The sequence below is a fragment of the Flavobacterium flavigenum genome (assembly GCF_027111255.2).
GTDB classification, from domain to species: domain Bacteria; phylum Bacteroidota; class Bacteroidia; order Flavobacteriales; family Flavobacteriaceae; genus Flavobacterium; species Flavobacterium flavigenum.
The window spans coordinates 4,890,238-4,913,637 of record NZ_CP114285.2 but is presented as its reverse complement, the minus strand read 5'-3'; the positions used below and the strand labels follow the sequence as shown (position 1 = coordinate 4,913,637).

Here is a 23,400-nt window from a genome sequence, read left to right as displayed (position 1 = left end):
CTTATTTTTTAATAAATCGCTTTGTAATTTTTGTTCCGTCTTTTTCAAAAACTATAAAATAAGTTCCCGCTGCCAAACCTGAAACATTTACATTATCAGTCTTTATTTTTTGTTCTGAAACTGTGTTTCCTGCTGATGAAAAAATATGCACCTTCGCTCCTGTTACTTCGCCGGTAAAAAATAATGTGCTTTCAACCGGATTCGGGTATATATTTATAGTCGTTGCCTCAACTTTGGTTTCTGTGTCCGATGAGGTTTTCGCTAATTTAGCTGTACCGACAGGAATCAGTTTCCAATGTCCACTGGCCTGATTTGCATTTTCCCATTGCTGTACATTTCCTCCGCTTACAGTGCTAAAACCGGCTACCTCGACCAATTTTCCGCTATGTTTGGCTACCAATTTATAATAACCATCACCTGTTGAAACCGCTATAAATTGCTGGTTTGCTGCACCAACGTAAGTCCATTGATGCACATTCGTTCCGTTTTTTGTACTTACTCCTGCAATATCTACAGCTTTTCCGCTATTGATTCCTTGAATCTGATAAGCTCCCTCTCCGGCATCGATTAATTTAAATTTTTGGTTATTGGCTCCGGTGTAATTCCCTTGTGCAATATTGCCTCCATCTGCTGTACTTAATCCCCAAACATCCATGTACAAACCACTATGGCGATTTTGCAAAAAGTAGGTTATGTTTCCTAAATTAGGAGTTCCGTTAGGACGAATACGCAAAGAGGTAGTTCTGTCATTCCAGTCTCCAGTCCAATCCGTAGTAGCGGTGAAATCTTTTGAAGCTCCGGTAAAATTATCACCGTCATAAACGGTTACTTTGTATCCTTCAGTGATTTTTAAAGACGTAATATCGTTGTCCAAAATCCCTTTTGCGCGAAGTTGTGCCAGAGTATAATCGCCAACATTAAGGCCGGCAGTGTAACCTGTAAAAGTTATATCCTGATAAACATTCACTAATGAAGTGTTAGTATCTACTATTTTCAAGGATGAAATCCTGTCGTTCCAATCGGAAATCCAGGCTGAATTTGCAGTGAATACTTTGGAAGCCCCGCCAAAATTATCATTTTCATAAACCGTAACCACATAACCGTCAGGAACTGTTAAGGATGTGATATCGTTATCAGCAATACCTCTTGCCTGAAGTTGTGCCAAAGTATAATTCCCGGGAGAAAGTTGGGAATAAAAACCTCCGTAATTAATATTTTGATAAGTATGAACCTTGTTTAAACTGGCAGCAGATTCAAATAAATGAAGACCAGCTGACTGAGTAGATAAATCAATTGTTCCGGTTGGTAATGAATCCCAATAGGAATTGATTAAATAATTAGATTTATTGACGGCTTTAGCCCAAACATAATTGCTTGTATAATTGATAACACCTAAATACCTATCCTTTTGACCCTGCGTTAAATTCCCCATACGGACAAATTCTATAAACCACTTGGCGAAAATTCCTTTGAATAAACCGCCGTCTCCCTGGCCATTTTCATTCAGGAAAAATACGCCTCCGTTATAATTTCTGTAATTCATCATAAACTCACATGCTTTGATGCCATCGTCTATGTACGATTGTGTACCTGTAACAAGATTAAGCTGCAAAGAAGCGGCGATGAACATTCCGGAATTATAGGAGAACTGCCAGTCAGGGTCTGTATTGGTTGGTGAATCCCAAATTCCGCCCTGTGCGTTAAAAACATTTGCTTTCATCCAGGCATGAATATCTTTTGCCATTTGAAGGTTGCTGTTATCTCCTTCTAATTGATACAATTTCGCCGCAATAACAATAGCCGGGCCATTCGCAATTGAGTTTTTACAGGGCGTTGTACAGCCTTTTTTCCATGACATGGCGCCATTTGCATATCCGGTTTTAATTTCTGTCCAGATTTGATGAACTGCGTCTAAAAACTCAGGATCTTTAGTTGCATTGTAGCAATTGAAACTCGCCAGACAAAGCCATTCCAAATCATCATAAAAATCATTATGATACGTTCCGTCCCCATACAGATTGTATTTTCGGATCCCGGCAATAATACTTTTCATTCGGTCTTTATAGACATTATTGCGGGTTCTTTGGTACGCATCTGCTAATGTTTCCAGCGTGTGTGCCTGTATCCAGTATCCATAACCATAAGGATCATTGTCTGAAGCGCTGTTATGTTTGTAGTAACTTTTATCTGCAGACATAAAAATAGCATTAGTTCCGTTCTGTAGATTTTCTGCACGCTGATCAGCTGTTTGTGAAAATAAATTAGAAACACATAACAAAAAGAACAGCACGCAAACACCTTCGGTTTTAAATAGATTCTTCATAATTTACTTCTTTAAGATTAATAGCTAAACAATAAATGATGTAAATAAAAAGCCTTAACCAAATCAATTCCATCAGATTCAGTCAGGCCTTTTTTATGCTTATTTCTTTATGAATTTTCTGGAAACCTTAGTCCCATTTTTATTTGTAATAACAAAATACAAACCTGCACTTAGTTTAGAAACATCGATGCTGTTGTTACTATCTACTTTTTGTTTTAAAACCAGACTGCTATTTGCAGAAAGAATACTCACATTTATTCCGGACATATCTGTACTGAAGAAAATTGTGTTCCCAACGGGATTTGGATAAATGAAACTTTTCTCTTTCGTAAAATCATTCTTACCAAGATTTGCAGAAATGTTTTGAATACTTACTTTATTAGTTACTAAATTAACCGTGACTTTATACGTCCCTGTTCCTCCTGCAGGCACTTTCCACATATTATCACGTGCTGCACATCCGGCTGCTTTTGTAAATGCAGTTCCAGACAGCGTTTGGTCTGCAATAGGTGCATATAACCATATATCATCGCAGCTGCCCGTGCCTGAATGAAATTTAAATTTCCCGTCGGTACTGCCATTTGAAGCTGATAATGTTCCTGTCCAGCTGAAAACATTTAGATCCGTTGCAGATTGCTCCATTAACAAACCTTTCGTATCATTGCCGGCAGAAGTGGCGTCACCAAAAATTGAAAGCGACTGGACTTCTGTTTTTTGGAAACTTACTCTTTGAATTTCAAGATTCACAGTTACTTTATAAATCCCTGTTTCTCCAGATTTTACCAGCCATTTATTATCTGTAGTGCATCCATCTACTATTGTAAAATTATTATCAGATATCGACTGGTTATCTGTAACTGAATTCAACCAGAGATCATCGCAAAAATTATTTAAGCCCGAATGAAACTTAAAATTTCCAGCTGATAATTTTCCTGTCCATGTAAAAACATTCAAATTATCATTGGATTGCTGCATTGCAAGTCCTTTTGGATCCCAACCTATTGAGGTAGCGTCTCCAACAATCGCCATTGTAGTAACTGTTTTCTTTATATTAATTGTCTTGGCAACAACATCAATAGTAATAGTATAAGTACCCGTCTGACCATCACTAACTTTCCATTTTTTATCATTATTACAGCCATTCTCTACTTTATAGGTAGTGGCAGACAAAGCCTGATCTGCATCTGTGGACATCAGCCAAATATCATCGCAAAAATTATTCGGTCCGGAATGAAACTTGAATGTCCCTTCTGTTGTGCCATTGCTTGCCGTTAATTTTCCTGTCCATCTGAAAATATCGGGCTGATCCGGAGAATGATCCATTAGCAGTCCCTTAGGATCCCAGCCTATTGAAGTAGCATCTCCGACTATAGCCAAAGTGGCAAATTCATGAATCTTTTCTATCTTGACTACTTTTGTCGCAGTATTAACAGTTATATTATATGTACCATTTTCGCCCGCTTTTACTTTCCATTTATTATCCGGGTACGTACAGCCATTTGCAATTACCATTGATGTTGAAGACAAGGGCTGATCTGCTGAATTTGCATAAATCCATACATCATCGCATTGACCTCCAGTTCCGTAATGGAACTTAAATTTTCCCTCCGTTTTCCCATTACTGGTAAATAAATGACCTGTCCATGTAAAAACATTCAAATCTTCAAGAGACTGATTCATTGGCAATCCCAGCATATCGAAATTCATAAGATCTGTAGCATCCCCTACAATGGATAGTGAATTGATTGCCGGAGTTTTCTGAACTGTATAATTTAGTGTAGATTCATCAAATGTTATACTGTAATTACCATCAGCATTTATAGTAAATGAAATTGTATTACTGCTATCATTTGTTTGTATCGCTTTTCCGATTAAACCAGTTGCCCCCCCCCATTCTAATCCGTTTGCATTTTTGCTCTGAATAAATTTGAGAGTATATGTCTGACCGGCTTTTAAATTAAGGGAATCAAACTTCCATTTCTTTTCCCCAACATTTATCATTGGAGCTACATTTGCGTTAAAGCTTCCTTTAAGAAACATAGTGTTTATCATGCCTAAATCCGGATTCTGATTTTCGTCTCTTATTATAGGTACATAACGTACAGTATTAGTTGACCAGCCCGAATATTCGATTCCATTATCTGTAACATATCCTATTCTGCTGACACGATTAATGTTTTTACTTCCTCCTATTTGATTAATTAAAACCTTTAATGAATCAGCATTGTGTTTGGTTACAGTAATTCCGTGGAGGGCATAATCATTTGATTTGTATCCGAATCCATCCCCATCATCATGGTAAAGTTGCCCCGTGGCAGTTCCGTCTTGTAACGGATTGATCAGATAAGTAATATTGTCACTTTTGTAATCTGACGTGCTTTGAATAACATCAGTAATTGGAACTACTGAGCCTGGCCTTACATATAAAGTGGCCTGATATTTATCGTCTTCAGTACTTTCTAGTTTTACTTTATTCCAGTTTCCTTTTGGCAGATTCGGATTTACAGCCCATCTCGGAACAACCAGTAAATCTTTCCCCACCATAAAAGCCTGCTGTTCATTTCGCAGACTCAGATCAGTATTATCTGCAAAAAACACAGGTCTCATTAAAGGCATTCCGGTTTCCGAGGCTTCTCTTAACAGTGTGTACATATAAGGAAGAAGACGATATCTTCTATTGACAGCTGTACGGGAAACATTTTCAATTTTAGAACCAAAAACCCATGGTTCCTGATTGACAGCATTGTTCGCAGCATGATTTCTTGAGAAAGGATAATAAGCGCCAAGTGCCATCCAGTGCCCCAATAAATCAGGCGTACAATCGTTGTTGAAACCGCCAATATCAGGACCGGAAATAGGCTGACCGGAAAGCCCTAATGTTATAGACATCGGAATAGACAGCTTTAAATGTGCCCAGGTAGAAGAATTATCTCCTGTCCAAGTAGCTGCATATCTTTGTCCACCCAAAAAATTGGAACGTGATAAAACAAATGGGCGTTTATCCGGATTAGCTGCAGCGATACCTTCTCGGCTAGCTTTGACCATCAAATAGCCAAATACGTTATGGTATCTTGCATGTGTACCTGCTGGCAGTCCATTTCCTCCACGATGCAAATTATCTTCAGGCATTGTTTTGTTCTGAGTGTCAAATACAGAAGGTTCATTCATGTCATTCCAAATCCCGTCTATTCCTCTGTTCATGAAATCTTTATACAATCCAGCCCACCATGTACGGGTTTCAGGTCTTGTATAATCCGGAAAGGCAACATCCCCGGGCCAGACCTGACCATTAAATTCTGTACCATCTGCCTTTTGTACCCAATGATTACCCGCTTTTCCCTGATCGTATACAAAATAACCAGGCTGCTTTTTTACACCAGGATCAATCATATATACCGCCTTAAAATTTTTACTGTGCAAATAATCATTCAGCCCTTTGGGATTGCCAAATGTACTCTGATTAAAAGTAAACACCTTATATTCATCCATATAGTCAATATCCATCCAGAGAACGTCACACGGAATTTTTCGATTTCTAAATTCATCTGCAATACTCTTAACTTTTGAGTCCGGAGTATAAGTAAATCTGCTTTGCTGATACCCTAATGTCCATAAAGCAGGAAGTTCTATTTTTCCGGTTAACTCGGCGAGTGTCTTCAATAGTTCCTGCGGACTGCTTCTTTCAATAACAATCACCCTGAATTCAGGACCATCCGAAGTTATGGTTACCGGATTTGTTATTACAAAAGATTGTTTCCAGGTATGATCTGCAATAATTCCAAAAGCAGTACCGTCAGGACGTACACCCATAATCCATGGATGTGACTGGTAAAGACGGGTACCATTATCAATCCAGTAATTCGGTGCTTCGCTATTCCATAACGTTACCTGAGTATCATTACGCCTCAACGGTCCTGTTACTTCTCCGTTGCCATAAAAATCTACACTCCCTGTATAGGAAATTTTTACTATACTTTTACCATTTGCAGTACTAAAAACAGGTTTTATGGCCCATGTTGGAGGAACAGTGCCCTGATTGGTAAAATCATTTGTAAAAATCAGAGACGGCAATGTCCCTGAAGGATTAAAATTATTTGGGTAAAAAACAGCAATATTATCCCCAGCCATATTTGAAGTCTGGCTCCGGGTTATAAGTCCATTGAATACCAATAAAGGAATCAATAGGAGTAATTGTAATCCTTTTTTCATAATTGTTTCGTTATTTTAAGGGATTTTTTGTGATTCTTTTTTAAATATTTAGCAATAAATATTTAGACTAAGAAAGACCTACAAAACCTGTAAGATTTCGTTTTCTTTTATTTAGAAATGAATAATCTTATAAATACTAAAAAAAGAATCCAAAACCTTCCAATACATCAGATTGGAAAGTTTTGTCTTCATTTTGTTGGGACAATTTTATTACCTGAAAATATTTATTACTATATCTACAGTTTTTTTAGCGCAATAGTCATTTTCGCAGGATTAACAATAAGTTCGTAATTCCCTGTCGCTTCAATAAGCCATTTATTATCTGGATTAGCGTTTGGCATCAACGACATTGGTGTTGGGGCTGCATCAGGTACAAGTTTCGTAAGATTTATTGCAGGCATTAAAGCTCTGCCTCCCCAGTTGCCTTGCTGCGTATAAAGTTTAAATTCGCCCGCATCAAATTGTCCTTTGTATGAAAAAACTTCAGGATTCTTAGGATCCCATGTCATTTGTTTGGCCTTTCCAATATCCCAGCCTATACCGGTTATTGCATTTCCAACCATATAAATATTCTCGTAAGGCACATATCCAAAAACATAGGTTTTCTGATCAATATCCATATATAACGAATGACGACCTGACTCAGCTACTTTGAAAACATTATCGGCTGTTCTTGGCTCTGTTTCATTATAAACAAGCGTATTTCCGGCTGCAGGATCATAAGATGGCAGTTCATTGCCTGGTTTTTCAATAACCTTAAATGAGCCAACAGAAAAATTTCCAATATAATTATAAATTGTTCTTTCAGTAATTTCTGGTAAGCTTTTACCTGTGCTGTAATCCCAGTTTCCGCTTATAGCATCTCCAACCATAAACAATGGCAACGGTCCAGGACTATAGCTCGTAGCAGAAAAAGTGGATGTAGATACTTCCGGAAGCTGAAACTGCTTGCTATTATCTACCCTTGCTATTATCTGCAACTGAAGGTTCGTGACAACACCACCCGGACGTTTAAAGTTTTTCAACAATAAATCGTTTAATTGCTTTACCGTATAAGTTTTAGTAAAAACACCTTGTGGCAGTTCTTCTGTAATGGTCGTATAATTGTCATTATCCTTGTCCATTCCTTCTCCAAAATTTTTACCTTCAATATCCATACGTAAAAAGTAAGTCAAATTAGTTCCGGCTCCCCTGTCATTTCCTTTTGTCCAGGTAAAAGTTATGGCATTTTGTCCCTCATTTTCTTTTACCAATACAACTTCGTTAACGGAAAGACTTAAAGTCATCGGATTAGCAAAATTGGGTTCTTTAAGCCAATCAGCATTCTCAAGTCCTTTATCTTCACAAGAGACAAGAACGATACTCATTATGATAAATGAGATAATATTTTTTATATTTTTCATTTTAGTTTCGTTTAAATTATTTGTCCCAGAAAGGTGCCTGTACTAAATTTGGATTCTTCTCAATTTCTGCTAAGTATACAGGAAACCAGTAGAAAGATTTTTTGTACACCCTGTTTTGATAAACGGTTCTTTTATAAAAGTCATTTGCATTAGTACCATTGTAATTCATTCCGTAGAAAGGACCATTTAGCACTGTTTCCGCTAATTTCCATCTTCTTAAATCACTATAACGTATTCCTTCAGTGCAAAGCTCAACTCTTCGTTCCATTCTGATTACCTTTCTAATGCTTTCCTGATCACTGTCAACATGTATATTTGAAGCATCAGATGGTCCTGTAGTATAAGTTCTTACACCAGCTCTTTCCCTGATTTTATTAAGATAAATCAGAATATCAGCATTACCCGGATCTGATTCATTAAGTGCTTCAGCATAGTTCAGGTACACCTCTCCTAATCTAAATAGAATTCCGTGGCGTGCCGCAAAATAGCCTGAACGCGGATTTCTTGTCGGATCAGTTCTTTTTCTTACTAAATAACCATTTTGTGGGGCATCATGCGTATGATTATTATCTTTTCCACCGTTAAAAAATTCCAGTTTTCTGCCATTATCTTTTCCGGCATTATCGCCTTCAGTATACCAGGCTTTATCAAAATTAACTGCTAAATAAAATCTTGGTTCACGATTGCAATACATATTATATGTCCCTGCTACTGTAACCAGACCTGGGCTTTTAACTGCATTAAATTTTGTTGATCCGCCAGTCCAGTATCCATCTTCTGAAGAGAAACCTGTTTCAACATATCCGGAAGACGGATCTGTAATTGGCAGACCGTTATCCATAAAAAAAGCATCTACCAGAGATTGTGTAACTCCTAATCCGCCTGCTCCTCCATTTCCACTTGGTGCCGAATGTCTGTCATACTCTCTGTAATCACCACTCGGACGTGCAAACAATACTTCTTTATTTCCATTGTTTGCCTCTACAAGATGCAGGTTTTGACAAGACATAAAAGGGTCAATTTTTCCGGCAGTATTCAGTTCTGTATATAATTTATGACCGGCAGCTTCTGCATCCATAATTAATTTTTTACTGGCATCTGCAGCAATTCTCCATTTATTAGCATCATAGGTTGGATTAAATAATGGCTTTCCGTCTTTAGTATTATGGCCAACATACTCAGGATTACCATTTACAAGCGGACTTGCGGCAAAAAGTAACATTCTCGCCCTAACAGCTTCACACATAATGGATGTTGCGCGTCCAAATTTTCTACCATCTGAATAAGAAGTTGGCAAAATCAGGGCAGCCTCTCTCAATTCTTTATCAGCCCAGGTTACGATTTCATCATAAGGAGTCTGGCCTACCTGTAAATCTGAAAGATTATAATCAACAGGTGTAATTGCGTCCGGATTAAAAGGAATCGGCCCATAAGTATCTAATAAAAGTGTATAATAATAGGCTTTTAAAAAACGACACTCCGCGATCATTAATTTAACCTCATCTTGTGTCAAACCATCTTCAGGTAATGGCTTGATATTCTGAATAAATATATTACATTCTCTAATTCTTTGAGGGAGTCCATTCCAGTATCCTGGTGCCCATTGCGAACCTACCGACCAGTCGCCCAATATAAATGGTATTACATCCCAGCCATATTGACGCCATCTCTCAGACGGAGTAATATCATCTGCTAAGATTTCCCATCCAGTCTGACGAACAGTTCCTCCCCAAATAGGATCAGGTATCCTTGAATAGCAGGAAGCCAGCCAGTTCTCTACTTTTGTCTTGCTCTGAAAAACAGCATCAAGAGTAAGTTCGGTATCGCTTTCTTTATCTAAGTAATCTGAACACGATGACGATAAAAATAATCCTAAAAAAAGGAATATTGATCTGATATATATATGTTTCATTTTCATTTTTTTTAAAATTATAAGGTTACGTCTAATCCAAAAAGGATAGATTTTGTTGTTGGATATTTTAAACCATTTGATGTACCTAACTCCGGATCCCAAAGTTTAAAATCTGAGATATAGAATAGATTATTACCACTGCAATACACTCTTACTCCTTGTAATTTGATTTTTTCAGCTACCGCTTTTTTCAATGTATATCCTAACTCCAAAGTTTTAAGTCTGCCAAAACTCATATCTTTTTTCCACCAGGTAGAAGCAACAGAATTGTTTGCGTTAGTACCGTAACTTAATCTAGGCCAAAACACATCCTGACTTGGATTTTCTTCTGTCCAGCGGTCATTGTAGTTACTGTAAATGTTCCCTAAAGTACCCTGACCGCTTCCTGGTATAAAATTAGCTCCACCAATAATTCTTTCTGATTTTGCTACACCCTGAAAAAAGAAACTAAAGTCGAATTGTTTGTATTTTGTAGTATTTCCAAAACCATACACAATTTGAGGATCGGTTGTTCCTCCTATATAGCCTTCATCTAATCCACTGATAATTCCGTCAGCATTTCTATCCTTATATTTAATATCTCCCGGACGTACCGCACCAAATTGTGGTATAGCAACCCCAGGAGCTAAAACATTTTGCTGAGGATTATCACTGATAGTAGCAAAATCTTCATTTGTATATAAGCCTGTTGCAGTTAAACCCCACAAAGTATTATTCTGAATACCTGTCGCTGAGCGGTAAGTACCTTTTAAAGAAGCAGCTTCATCTCTTTCAGTTACCTTATTTTCAACATAAGTAAAATTACCACGCCAGCTCATGAAAAAATCAGGTGTTATCTGTTTGTTTATATTCAATGAAACTTCAATTCCTTTATTTTCCATTTTTCCAAAATTGGCCCACGGTGCATTAATAAAACCTGCCTGACTTGGAACAGTATTTCTAGAAATAAAGATGTCCTTTCTTTTTTCCTGGAATACATCAACTGTCAAGTCAATCATATTCAGTATTCCTAATTCTACACCTAAATCTGCTTTTGCTACATTTTCCCAGGTCAAACCTCCTACTCCAATTTCACCTTCCTCAATTCCTTCGAATTTCACACCAGTTCCTGTACCAAAAGTATAGTCTGAATTATTATTATCACTGATTGTAGTTAAATAAGCAAATCTTCTATTGGCTCCAATCTGATCATTTCCTACAAGTCCATAAGCACCACGGAATTTAATTTTATTAAAAACGTCTTTATATGGCTCCATAAATTTTTCTTCACTTGCAATCCATCCCAGAGCTACAGATGGGAAAAATCCATAACGATCTTTCTTTTCGAAATTTTCTGATCCATTGTATCCAAAATTAAATTCAGCAATATATTTACGATCAAAAGTATAAGAAGCTCTTCCTGCCAGTCCCTGATGCCTGAAAGCCTGAGGTCCTCTGTCATCCTGATATTCATCCTGATTATATAACAATAAACCGTTTACATCATGTTTACCATTAAAAGTATGGCTATACGTTGTGCTTGCTTCCAGATAAACACGTTTGTTTCCAAAATCCTGTGAAGTAGTATATCCTAAATATTCCTGACCACTGTTATCGAGCCTGCTTTTAATTAAACTCCCGTCCAGATCTCTTTCAGTAGCAACATTATAGTAAAAAGGAGTTTTACCACGCGTTACTCTGTTTTGAGAAAAAGAGTCAAATGAATAAGTAAATTTCGCTTTTAAACCAGGAGTAACAGCTTTAAAATCCTGTTCTAATGAAACTAAACTTTCGATTTTACTTGCTCCCTGTTTGTAATACCCTTGCTGCGTACTTACAGCCCACGGATTTGGACGTTGCGGAATTTTAGGAAGGGTTCCGTCTGAATAAACAGCTGGATGCGCAAAAGGAGTTGTTTCAAAAGCAAAACCAAATAATTCATCAGTACTGCTGTTTCCTTTATTAAGATTTTGTAAAAAACCTCCAATATTTACTCTCAATAAAGTTGTTTTTGATAAGTTAACATCAACATTTGAACGAACATTCGTTCTGTTAAGTTTAGTTTCTGAATCATACGTTTGTTTAGGGTCTCCTGCAAGAATCCCTTTTTCGTTATAATGAGAAACAGTTAATGCGTATCGCAAAATTTCTGATCCTCCGGCAACATTAAAATTGGTCCTTGATGTAAAAGCATAATCTTTTGTTATATCATCAACCCAATTTACATCAGGATATAAATCAGGATCATATTTACTCGCGGTTTTTGCAATACGATCCTGAGAATATAATTCTGTACCGGATAATTCATTTAGTAAACTCATATAAGGAGCAGCACCAATGAAACTTGGCAATTTAGTAGGCTCCTGGACTGAATATTCAGTTCTCAGTTGTATTCTTGGAGTACCTACAAACCCTCTTTTTGTATTAATCAAAATAACACCGTTTGCACCTCTTACACCATAAACAGCACTGGCAGCAGCATCTTTCAAAACAGAGAAAGATTCAATTTCTGAAGGATCAAGATCATTTAAGTTTCTTTCAATTCCGTCTACCAATACAAGCGGATTTGTTGATCCTGCAAAAGTAGAAATTCCACGAATTCTAATATCAGACTGATCATAACCCGGTTCACCAGATCTTTGAACAGCCATTACTCCGGTAATTTGTCCTGCCAGGTTGTTACTTAATGTACGGGCAGTTCCTACCTGCAACAGTGAAGGCTTTATGGTACTTATGGCTCCTACAACCGAAGCTTTTTTCTGCGTTCCGTAACCCACAACTACAACTGTTTGAAGATCGTTTGTCTCATCTTCCAGTACTACGTCTATTTTTTTAGTATTATTTAAAGGCTTTTCAACCTCTTTCATTCCAATGTACTTAAATACAAGTATTGCCTGAGGAGAAGATACCGTGATAGTAAAAGTTCCATCAAAGTCTGTTGAAGCTGCATTTTTTGTACCTTTTTCGAGTACGGTAGCATTAGGCATCGACAATCCTTTAGAATCTGTTACTTTTCCCGTTATTTTTATGGGATCCTGTGATTTTTTGGTTTGTGCATAAGCACTTCCTGCGCAGAGCATTAGAAACAATAAGCAAATCAATCCATTTGTACTGAACTTTTTACTCAAGGCAAATAAGTTCAGTGGCGTGGATGGCATTTTCCAAGTCGTTTTGATTTTCATCTGAGTTAATTTTTTGGTTTAATTAGTTAGTTTTTTTTTTTAAATTAAGATGTGCTCTTATAATTTGATTTTAGTACTTTCTTGATTTTGTAAAAGAAATCTCAAATATTGATAAATCATCAAATTATATTATTTTTTAAAGCATACTAAATTCTAATATCTTTTTTTTATCAATAAAATAATTTATTACACAAAAAACATCATTTTAATTTTTGACCAAATTAGAGTATTGATCAGGTAATTTTAATCCCATTTTGTTTCAAAATTATGTTCAAATGGTTCACAGAGCCCCGAAAACACTGAAAAAATACATTATCATTAAAATAAATAGGTAATATGCTACAAACGGAAAATCTATTTTAACAATTACAATAAAAGTGAGATATTTTCAAGCATAGAATCCTGGTTTTCTATTTTATTTTTAGGCCCTCATTTTTATTCAAAATATATTTAATATTTATTATGATCGAAAATCGTCAGGATAAAATGCCGCCATGACTCATCTTGTAAAATACAAGGGTTCTATCATAAAACATTGAAAATAGTTTTTTAAATAGACTTGTAGAAAAGTAAATACTTTCGAGCTTTAAAAATTACATTTTAAGAATATTGCTAACAAACAATGCAAAGTAGAAAAGATATTTTTGAAAGCTGTACAGATAACTGAATTTAAGAAAGTTAGAAGTATAATACTTTGAAACGAGACAAAAAATCATCATTTTAATCCACTGAATGGATTGTGAATTTCAAAGTAAATACCCTGTAAGAAATCGTAGTAATAAAGTGTTTTATTCGTCTAACAGGAATACCTAACTGCAAAGTAAAATAGAAAACCTGATTTTTTACAGCATAAAGCAACCTTACGTTCTACGGCTATATTATCACTTAATAGAATGGGCTTTTACACCTTCATTTGTGATTACAACAGGTTTTATGAAATCATTTTCATCAAAATGCATTTCTTCAACACAAGTTTCCCTTGAATTTCCATTTGTTTCTGTTAAAGGTCTTCTGTGGTAAACAATATAATAAACATCTGAATCAGGATGTTTTATAACTGAATGATGCCCTGCTCCGTTGGCAATTTTAGAATCCTGTTCTAATATTTTTCCAATTCTTTTAAAAGGTCCCAGTGGAGAATCTGCGACAGCGTATGCTACACAATAATCAGGGCCGGTCCAGCCTCCCTCAGACCACATAAAGTAATATTTATTGTTCCTGATAAACATAAACGGACCTTCAACATAGTTTTCTGGTGTAATCTCTTTAAAAACTGTTTTATCTTCAAAAGGTACAAATCCGGTAAAGTCAGGTTTCAATTTCGCAATATTACAATGTTTCCATCCGCCATAAATTAAATAATACTGACCATCTTTATCCTTAAACACAAACTGATCAATGGGCTGTGCTCCATTATAAAATTTATCAACTAATGGTTTTCCTAAATAATCTTTATAAGGTCCCTGAGGTTTCGAAGCTACTGCAATACCAATTCCGCCTCGTTCCTTATCGCTCTGAATATCATTTGCTCCAAAAAACAGGAAGTATTTATTTTTATTTTTAATGACTGAAGGCGCCCATATTGCTTTTTTAGCCCATTTGACTGCTGTGGTATCTAAAATTCTGGGATGTTTTATCCAATGTACGAGATCTTTTGAAGAAAAAGCATCCAAAAAAACCTGATCTTCATAACGGGCAGAAAAAGTAGGATACACCCAATAGGTTTTATCAAAAATAATTCCCTCAGGATCTGCATACCAGCCTTTGAATATGGGATTATTATTTTGTGCAATTGTTTTTGAACAAAAAATTACAAAAAGAAAAAATAAAACTTGTTTCATAAAATCCTGATTTTTAGTCTGACCACGTATCAACTGGTTTCGAATCTACTTTTATTTTTAAAGAACCTCCTTTTTTAATGGATTTTAAGTCGACAGAAAGTTTTTCTAAATTAGCATCATTTAGTTTTACTTCCTGCAAATAAATATTCGTTTTCGAATTGTTTTTTACATCAATAACAAAAGTTTTATCACGTTTTTCTCCCAATTGTTTAATTGTGATTTTATCAAATAACGGGCTTCCGATTTCAAATGACGGATTGATATCAGTAAGGCCTTTAACATCAAATAATCCAATTGATGACATTACATACCAGGCGCCTAATTGTCCCTGATCTTCATCCTGACCGTAGCCGTAACCATGAATTCCTTCGGTTCCATAAAATTCATCACAGATAGCGTGTACCCATTTTTGAGTTAAATAAGGTTTTCCAGAAAAATTAAAAAGCCAAGATATATGAAGATTTGGCTGATTTCCATGATTATAAAAACCTGATAGTCCAGCAAATGCATCTATTTTAGTTCCTCCTCCAAATACATTTTTTTGAGATCTTGTAAAGATATCATCCAGACGATTGTTGAAAGTATCTTTTCCTAAAGTCGCCACTAATTCAGGAACATTATGAGGGACATAAAACGTATACTGCCAGGCATTTCCTTCCTGAAATCCCCTCCACGGCTGCGATGGATCAAAATCATTTATAAATTCCCCATTTGCATATTTAGGTCTTATAAAAGTCGTTTCTTTATCATAAAGCAATTTCCATCCGTCAGCTAATTTTATAAGTTTTTCGTAATCTTTTGTTTTTCCTAATACTTTAGCAAATTGTGCAACAGCATAAGCGCTATACGAATATTCTAGCGTATGTGAAGCTGAAAATCCTGAACCTTCTGCATTCGTATTATAATCCATATTATCTAAATATGGCGAATAGCCCAGTTCTACAAACTGTTTTACATCCATCTTTCCTGCACCTTCTATCCTGTCTCTCCATTCTAATTCGTTTTTTAATGCAGCTTCGTAACCTTTTTCTACATCAAAATTCCGAATACCTGAATTATATGCTGATGCTATCGCAAGCCCTGTAAAGTTTGTTCCTACGCCCGATACATATTTACTGTTTGCAATACCATCTCCGAGCCAGCCTGCATCTTTATAAACCAATATTTGTCCCTGAACCCAGTCAGCATAATACTCCGGATAGGCAAGTGCCCACAATTGGGTTAAATTCCAAAACCCTCCCCAAATAGCATCTGTATTGTAATAATTGTGCTGAGGTTTTCCTTTCGCGTCAAGTGGAATTTGCCCTACTTGTCCGTTATTCATTGGATACGCTCCGTTTACATCACTTCCTAAGCCGCGACCTAACAAAGCATGATAAAGCCCTGTATAAAATTTAATTTTATCATTTTGGTTTTTACCTTCTACAGTTATTCTGCCTAAATAATCATTCCATACTTCAAGGCTCTGTTTTTTTGCTGTATCAAAATTTAACTTTTTTGCTTCTGCATCCAGGTTAATTCTGGCATTAGCTACAGAGGTGTATGATAAACCAATTTTAACGGTGATTGTTTCATTTTCTTTTGTATTAAAAGTCAGGTAAACTCCGGCTCCTTTACCTGAAATTTCTTTGTTGCCTCCTAGAATCTCTTTTTTAGTAAACACACCAAAACTCTTTGGCTTTTTATCTAAAATAGCCGAAAAATAGATGGCTACATCAGCACCTTTCTGGTATTTTTTTACATATTCAGGCATTGTAATCACATAACCTTCTATCCTTCCCTCTTTAGTGATGACTACTTTTGATTCCTTAACAGCTCCGCTTTCACCTTGTCTGTTTCCAATATCAAAAATGATATTGGACTGAGATGATTTTGGAAAAGTATAACGCTGAAAACCTACTCTTTTTGTAGCCGTAAGTTCTGCCTTAATTTTATAATCCTTAAGCAATACTGAATAATATCCTGCTGTTGCATATTCATCCTTTCTGTCGAATCTGGACCTGTAACCTTCATCAGGGTTTTCAAGGCTACCTGGTATTGTCTGCAATTTTCCAACTGAAGGTGCCAGAACAATACCGCCAATCTGAAATTCATGCAAACACGCAAAACCTTCAATAGAAGTATCCCTGTCATCATAACCTGTAGCTTCCCATCCGTCCTTGTTTCCCAAATGCGCATTAGTTGACGGACCAAGTTTTGCCAGTCCGAAAGGCATTGCAGCAGGAGTATAAAAAAACCAACGGCTGTGTGCCGTTCCAATATTAGGCTTTACATAATCGGATAACTTTTTATCTGATTTTTGGCTTGTAACTATATTGCTCATTAAACAGATAGCACTTATAATCCAGAATCTCACCACATTTTTTTTCATATTTAAACTATTATGCAATTTGCTTCGTACATCACTAATGATTTTATTTCAAACTAATTGTAATACCTTCTTTAAGAGTACCAGAACCACTATATGTTTTACCGTCAAGTACCAAACTTACATTAACGGCTTTTATATCCTCATTGCTATTTCTCTTGCCTTCAACATTAGCAGCTTTAACAATAACAGTATCATTGTGTTTCTCAGCGGTAAAAGTTAGTAAGGCATAATCTTCTTTCTGAAACCCAAATCCGTCTCCTGAATCTATATACAATTCCCCCTTTGCTTTGCCTTCTTTATCAAGACAAACAAAAAGACTTAACGGATCGAATGAATTTTCTCCCGCATTCTGGATCACTTTACCGGCAGGGATAATACTTCCGCCTCTGATACTCAGTTTTGCCTGGTATTTATCTGTCTTTTCTCCTTCAATAAGATTTAATTCTTCCCATATTCCTGATGGAAGTACCGGATTTTTTGCAAATGCCGGAACCACCAAAAGATTTTCTCCTAATAAAAACGCCTGATCCTCTGCTCTTAAGCGTGAATCTTTAACATCAGCAAAAAATACCGGCGCCATAACCGGCATTCCGGTTTTAGAAGATTCATAAAAAAGGGTGTATAAGTACGGTAACAAACGATAGCGTCTTTCTAAAGCAATTCGTGATGTTTTTTCTATTTCAGCACCGTACGCCCAAGGCTCTTTATCATTTGTTCCTGCACAGGCGTGACCTCTTGCAAAGGGCATGAATGCTCCAAATCCAAGCCAGTTTGCCCATAAATCGCCATGTGTATTTCCAAGAAAACCACCTATATCCGGACCGCTGAATGGCTGTCCTGATAATCCGAGTGTAAGCGACATCGGGACAGATAGTTTCATATGCTCCTCACCAGCATAATTATCACCTGTCCATGTAGCCGCATAACGCTGTCCTCCCAATAAATTAGATCTCGTTAAAAGAAACGGACGTTTTTCAGGATTTGTTTTTAGAATTCCGTCATAAGAAGCTTCCACCATCAATCGCCCATAAGCATTGTGATACAGCAAGTGAGAACCCTGCGGTAAATTTCCGCCTCCTTTGTGCGGAGTATCATAAGGCATTGTCCCGATACGTTTATCTTCAGGGAAATCATTATCATTTACGGCAGGTTCATTCATGTCGTTCCAGACTCCGTCAATTCCTGTATTTAAAAAATCTTTGTAAAGTTCTGCCCACCATTTTCTGGTTTTGGGACTTGTAAAATCGGGAAATACACAATCTCCAGGCCACACTTTACCGTGATATTCCTCTCCGTTAGTTTGCTTCACCCACAGGTCATTTTTTGAACCGGATTTATAAACTGTATACTCTTTATCTACTTTAACTCCCGGATCTATCATGTAAATTGCCTTAAAGCCTTTTGCATGCAGATTGTCATTTAATCGTTTTGGATTTTTGAACCTGATACTGTCAAATGTAAAAACCCTGTATCCCTGCATATAATCAATATCCATCCAGATCACGTCACATGGAATTTTCTTTTCCCTAAAGTTATCAGCAATTTCCATAACACGTTTTTCACTGTCATAAGAGAATCGGCATTGGTGATATCCTAGTGCCCAGCGAGGAGGCAATTTAATTGTGCCTGTTAATTCAGAAAGTCCTTTCATAACCTGCTGAGGCGATTTTCTGTCGATTATATAGACTCTGAACAAAGCGCCCTCAGAATTATAAATAATTTGGTTGGAATTTGTAATTAATTCTGCTTTCCAAGTACTGTCAAAAATAATTCCGAAAGCAGATCCGTCAGGACGTACGCCCATCACCCATGGATGTGTCTGATATAATCTTTTACCGCCTTCAACACTATAAGCACCTGTATCTGTATTCCATAACTTTATAGACTGACCGTTACGCAATAATGGCCCTGTAACCTCTCCTCCACCATATAAACTTATATCACCTTTTAAATTCAAAACAGCACTTGCCTTATTGTTTGCGAATGAAAATTCAGGGATCAAAGACCAGTCGGTTGGTATTTTACCCTTTGAATTTGGTTCAGATGCAAGAATTAATGATGGGGTTTTGTTTTTATCATATCCTTTGGGTATAAATTCTACTATACGATTTCCTACTGCTGATTTTTTTTGCAAAGAAACTTGTTGTGCATCTATTTTCAAACCTGCTGAAATAATAAATATTGAAAATATTATGGTTTTAAAATTCATATTAGAAATTTAAATATTATTATATTATGATAAGTTTAAAAAATAATGATACTAAAACGTTTTAGCAAATAAATAGAAACAATTTCATTCTACAAAATTTTTTTGTAAAAAATAACTATAAATTTTGCTGTAGTATCAGATTATCAACTATTTAAAAAACATTAAAGAACAGAAAAATTAAGGTTTTTCTGAAAATTTATAAACAGACACAGTATGGTAAACTGCGTTAGGCTCTAATGTTATGGATGGAAAATTCGGATGATTGGGTGCATCAGGAAAATGTTGTGTCTCTAAAGCAAAAGCAGTTCTATAATCATCTTTTGCGCCTGATTTGAATGTATTTTTGCCTTGCATGAAATTACCGCTATAAAACTGAAAACCTGGTTCCTCGGTGTAAATATCCATCACAACACCTGATACATCTCCTGTTATCGAGCCTAAATGCGCCATTCCGTTTTGTTTTTTGTTATTCAATACAAAATTATGATCGTATCCGCCTCCGTTTTCCAATTGAACATTTTTCGCATTTATACGTTCTCCAATTGTATGAGGTGTTGTAAAGTCAAATGGCGTTCCACTAACTGTTTCAATCTTACCTGTCGGAATTAAGCCTTTATTAACAGGAGTATATTCTTTTGCATTAAATTGTAAGATATGATTTAAAATGGTTCCGCTTCCTTCTCCGTTTAGATTAAAAAAAGCATGATTGGTCAAATTCACAATCGTCGTTTTATCGGTTTTTGCTTCGTATTCCATCTTAATTTCATTATCAGTGGTTACGCTGTAAGTAACTTTTACTTTCAAATTTCCGGGAAAACCCATTTCCATATCAGGAGAGTCATAAGTAAAAACCAAAGTCTGGTCATTAATTTTTTCTGCATTCCAAACTACACTCTCATACCCTTTTGTCCCGCCATGCAAAGCATTTTCACCATTGTTAACAGGAACACTATAATTTTTGCCATTTAATGTGAATTTTCCTTTTGCGATTCGGTTGCCAACGCGTCCGATAGTGGCGCCAAAATATTTCTCGGTTGAGTTTTGATAATCTTTGATACTTTTAAAACCAACTACCACATCTATAAATTCATTATTCTTGTTTTTAACGAGTAAACTAACCAGACGCCCTCCGTAATTGGTAAAAGCCGCCTGGATATTTTTATTTTTTATCCAGTAAAGATTTACTTCTTTTCCGTCGATTTCTTCTTTGAAATCAACCGAATCAAGAGCTGTCGGTTTCGGATTTACATTTTCGGTTACCGATTTATTTGAGTCATTGGAATTATCACTTTGTTTCTTCTGACAAGAAAATTGAAAAAGCATCCCAAAAAGAAGAATACCGACTAATTGATTTTTGTTCATCATTTTATATTTTAATTATTTCATTGCAGGAATAGCTACAGAAACTCCTTCTGATACCGGTTCACCAATAACCGGATTTCCATTTTCGTCCCATTTAATCTGCTGCATTCTTGGAGATCTTTGCACACCACATCCTTCACCCGGGTTGGAATTGGCATGATATAAAATCCAGTCTTCTTTTCCGTTTGGTGACTTAAAGAATGAATTATGCCCCGGAGCATATACTTTTGTTTTATTTGATTGTTCCAAAATAGGCTTATCTGATTTTACCCAGGCCAAAGAATCCAGTAAATTATCTTTTCCTGTAAAAGTGAGCAGTCCTAAACTATAATTATCGGTCCAGCATCCGCTTGCCGAAAAAACAATGAATGCTTTGTTTTTATGTGTCAAAAACTGAGGGCCTTCATTTACATTCACTTGCGGTGGATTTACATCATCATGCAGTGCACCGTGCAATTCCCAAGGATTTGTCGGACTAGCAATACGAACTCTGTCGCCATCAATCTGTATAGGAGTTTTCATTTTTGCGATATAAATGTTTTGCTGTCCATTAGTATCTCCTTCCCAACCGGACCAAATCATGTACAATTGTTTTTTGTATGTAAAAATATTTCCATCAATAGCCCATTTATCCGTCTGAGCCGCAATCTTTCCTTTAAAAACCCACTCACCCTGCATTGGGTCTTTCGAATCATTTTCTAAAACATACATTCTGTGTGTATTGTTAGAGCCATTATCTGCAGCAAAATAGGCGTACCATTTACCTTTGATAAAATGAAACTCAGGTGCCCAGATCTCAGCAGAATACTCGGTGTTTGACGGTGCTGTCCAAATGACTTTCTTTTCAGCATTTTTAAGGTCTGCTAAACTTTTGGTTTTTAAAAGAACCAGATGATTTTGCATCGTATGAGTATAGTAATAATAACCATTATGATAAGTGCTGTAAGGATCTGCTCCGTAATCTAAAAGAGGATTAGTAAATGTTTGCTGTGCGGAAACCGTTTTGCTCACTAAACAAAAGAGTATCAGCATTAGTATTTGTTTGATTATTGAATTATTTATTTTCATTATGATAATTATTTTATGAGCAGTTTGAGGCATGTAAGTATTGGTCGCTTTTGATTATTATTTCAAGTGCATTGTATTAAAAATCAAATTACCGGGACAAAATATCCCGATAATTTCGATTACATCAAACAACTAACCACAGTTATTTAAAAAAATAAGCAACTTTTATATCGTTATTATTTAGAATTTACTTCAGATATTATTTTTTTTATAAAATCGGTTTCTGCTTTTTTATAAGGCATACCATCCGAATTAAAAACTTCATGAAACCATACAGGTGGCGCAGAAGTATATGTTTTTGTCCAGCTGTCCCACGGAAATTTAGTTTGCGTCTTTCCGTCCACTAATCCCCAGTTCATCATCGCAATTTTGTTTTCTTTGGCGATTGGTAAAAATCCTTCAAAAGTGCTGCCGTTTGGTCTTGCCATATATTCTGTACATAATAATGGTCTGCCGTAGCGTTTTAATTCATTTATTCTGTTTTTAAAATCTGCCGGTTTATCATAACAATGAAAAGAAATAACATCTGATTGTTCCAGTTGTAATTTAAAAATTGGCTTCATGCCTTTTTCAGACCAGTCGCCAGCCCAGACTCCTGAAGTCAAAGGTTGCGAAGGATTACTTGATCTGGCCCATTTAAAAGCTTTTTCTAAGAGCTTATAAACCAGTTCTTCTTTATTAGCAGCTTCCGCATTTACATAAGCTGGACTGTTCATGTTGTCCGGCTCATTCCAGACATCCCAGCCTAAAATTCGATTATCATCTTTAAAATGCGCTACCGTTTCTTTTATATATTTTTCTAAACGTGGAGTTTGTTTTTCATCCAGAAGCGCTTTTCGCCCCGGCGACTGCACCCATCCAGAATTGTGTAAAAATGGTTTAGGAGCTCTTTGTTTTCCAGACACCGGAAAAGGATCCCAGCAAGAATCGAACAAAACGAATAATGTTTTGATATGATGTTTGTCTGCAATAGTCAAATATTCATCCATTCTCTTGTAAAATCCTTCAGTATCATCTTTATGAAGCAAATCATGAAGATAAACACGCATTACATTCATTCCTATGCTTTCTGCCCAACCTAATTCCTGATCGATTTTTTTAGGATCAAATGTATCTGCCTGCCACATTTCTAACTGGTTAATGGCATTACCGGGTGTGAAATTGGCCCCTACAAGCCATGGTTGTTTTGCATACCATGTATTGGCTTTCTCTTTAGTCCAGATTGTTCTTTCGGCTACAGAAGTTTCGATTGGGCTTTGTCCGGTTTTGACTTCATTTTTGCTTTTGTTGCAGCTAATGGTTAATACCGAAAATAAAGCAATAGCTATTAATGTATTTTTATTTTTCATTATAAAAAGGTATTGGAATGTTTTTTTTATTGTTTCAATAATTGAGATTAAAAAATTACTTTTCATTTTGTATTACCAAAAATTAAGTAATATTGCAGCCAATGTTAAGACGTATATTTTTATTTATCATTAGATATTTTAGGGTTTATTTATCAATATCATAATTTAAGTACTAAAAAAATATCATTTTAT

11 protein-coding genes are annotated in these 23,400 nt (G+C 36.0%); all 11 read right to left on the bottom strand.

What is annotated here, in order from left to right; genetic code table 11:
* Position 1 precedes the first annotated feature (1 nt).
* Positions 2-2,323 (bottom strand): RICIN domain-containing protein, encoded by a 2,322-nt coding sequence (locus OZP09_RS20465; protein WP_281309910.1) that lies wholly within the window; start codon positions 2,321-2,323, stop codon positions 2-4.
* A 99-nt stretch (positions 2,324-2,422) separates the two neighbouring features.
* Entirely contained in the window at positions 2,423-6,532 is a 4,110-nt protein-coding gene (locus OZP09_RS20460) for a TIM-barrel domain-containing protein (protein WP_281309909.1), read from the bottom strand.
* A gap of 236 nt (positions 6,533-6,768) precedes the next feature.
* Positions 6,769-7,935: a SusE domain-containing protein gene (locus OZP09_RS20455; RefSeq protein ID WP_269235471.1), complete on the bottom strand. Its 1,167-nt coding sequence runs from the start codon at positions 7,933-7,935 to the stop codon at positions 6,769-6,771.
* 16 nt (positions 7,936-7,951) lie between these two features.
* Positions 7,952-9,847 (bottom strand): RagB/SusD family nutrient uptake outer membrane protein, encoded by a 1,896-nt coding sequence (locus tag OZP09_RS20450; RefSeq protein WP_269235470.1) that lies wholly within the window; start codon positions 9,845-9,847, stop codon positions 7,952-7,954.
* A 17-nt stretch (positions 9,848-9,864) separates the two neighbouring features.
* Positions 9,865-13,008 (bottom strand): SusC/RagA family TonB-linked outer membrane protein, encoded by a 3,144-nt coding sequence (locus tag OZP09_RS20445; RefSeq protein WP_281309908.1) that lies wholly within the window; start codon positions 13,006-13,008, stop codon positions 9,865-9,867.
* Positions 13,009-13,889: 881 nt separating this feature from the next.
* Positions 13,890-14,849 carry a glycoside hydrolase family 43 protein gene (locus tag OZP09_RS20440; protein ID WP_269235468.1) on the bottom strand — a complete coding sequence of 320 codons (960 nt, stop codon included), beginning with the start codon at positions 14,847-14,849 and terminating at the stop codon, positions 13,890-13,892.
* Positions 14,850-14,862: 13 nt separating this feature from the next.
* Positions 14,863-17,220 (bottom strand): GH92 family glycosyl hydrolase, encoded by a 2,358-nt coding sequence (locus OZP09_RS20435; RefSeq protein WP_281309907.1) that lies wholly within the window; start codon positions 17,218-17,220, stop codon positions 14,863-14,865.
* 43 nt (positions 17,221-17,263) lie between these two features.
* Positions 17,264-19,429, bottom strand: coding sequence for a TIM-barrel domain-containing protein (locus tag OZP09_RS20430; RefSeq protein ID WP_269235466.1), 2,166 nt, complete (start codon positions 19,427-19,429; stop codon positions 17,264-17,266).
* 177 nt (positions 19,430-19,606) lie between these two features.
* Positions 19,607-20,794: an aldose epimerase family protein gene (locus OZP09_RS20425; RefSeq protein WP_432419442.1), complete on the bottom strand. Its 1,188-nt coding sequence runs from the start codon at positions 20,792-20,794 to the stop codon at positions 19,607-19,609.
* A gap of 12 nt (positions 20,795-20,806) precedes the next feature.
* Positions 20,807-21,859, bottom strand: coding sequence for a glycoside hydrolase family 43 protein (locus OZP09_RS20420; protein ID WP_281309906.1), 1,053 nt, complete (start codon positions 21,857-21,859; stop codon positions 20,807-20,809).
* A 176-nt stretch (positions 21,860-22,035) separates the two neighbouring features.
* On the bottom strand, positions 22,036-23,208 hold the full coding sequence (locus OZP09_RS20415) for a cellulase family glycosylhydrolase (protein ID WP_269235463.1): 1,173 nt from the start codon (positions 23,206-23,208) through the stop codon (positions 22,036-22,038).
* Positions 23,209-23,400 lie beyond the last annotated feature (192 nt).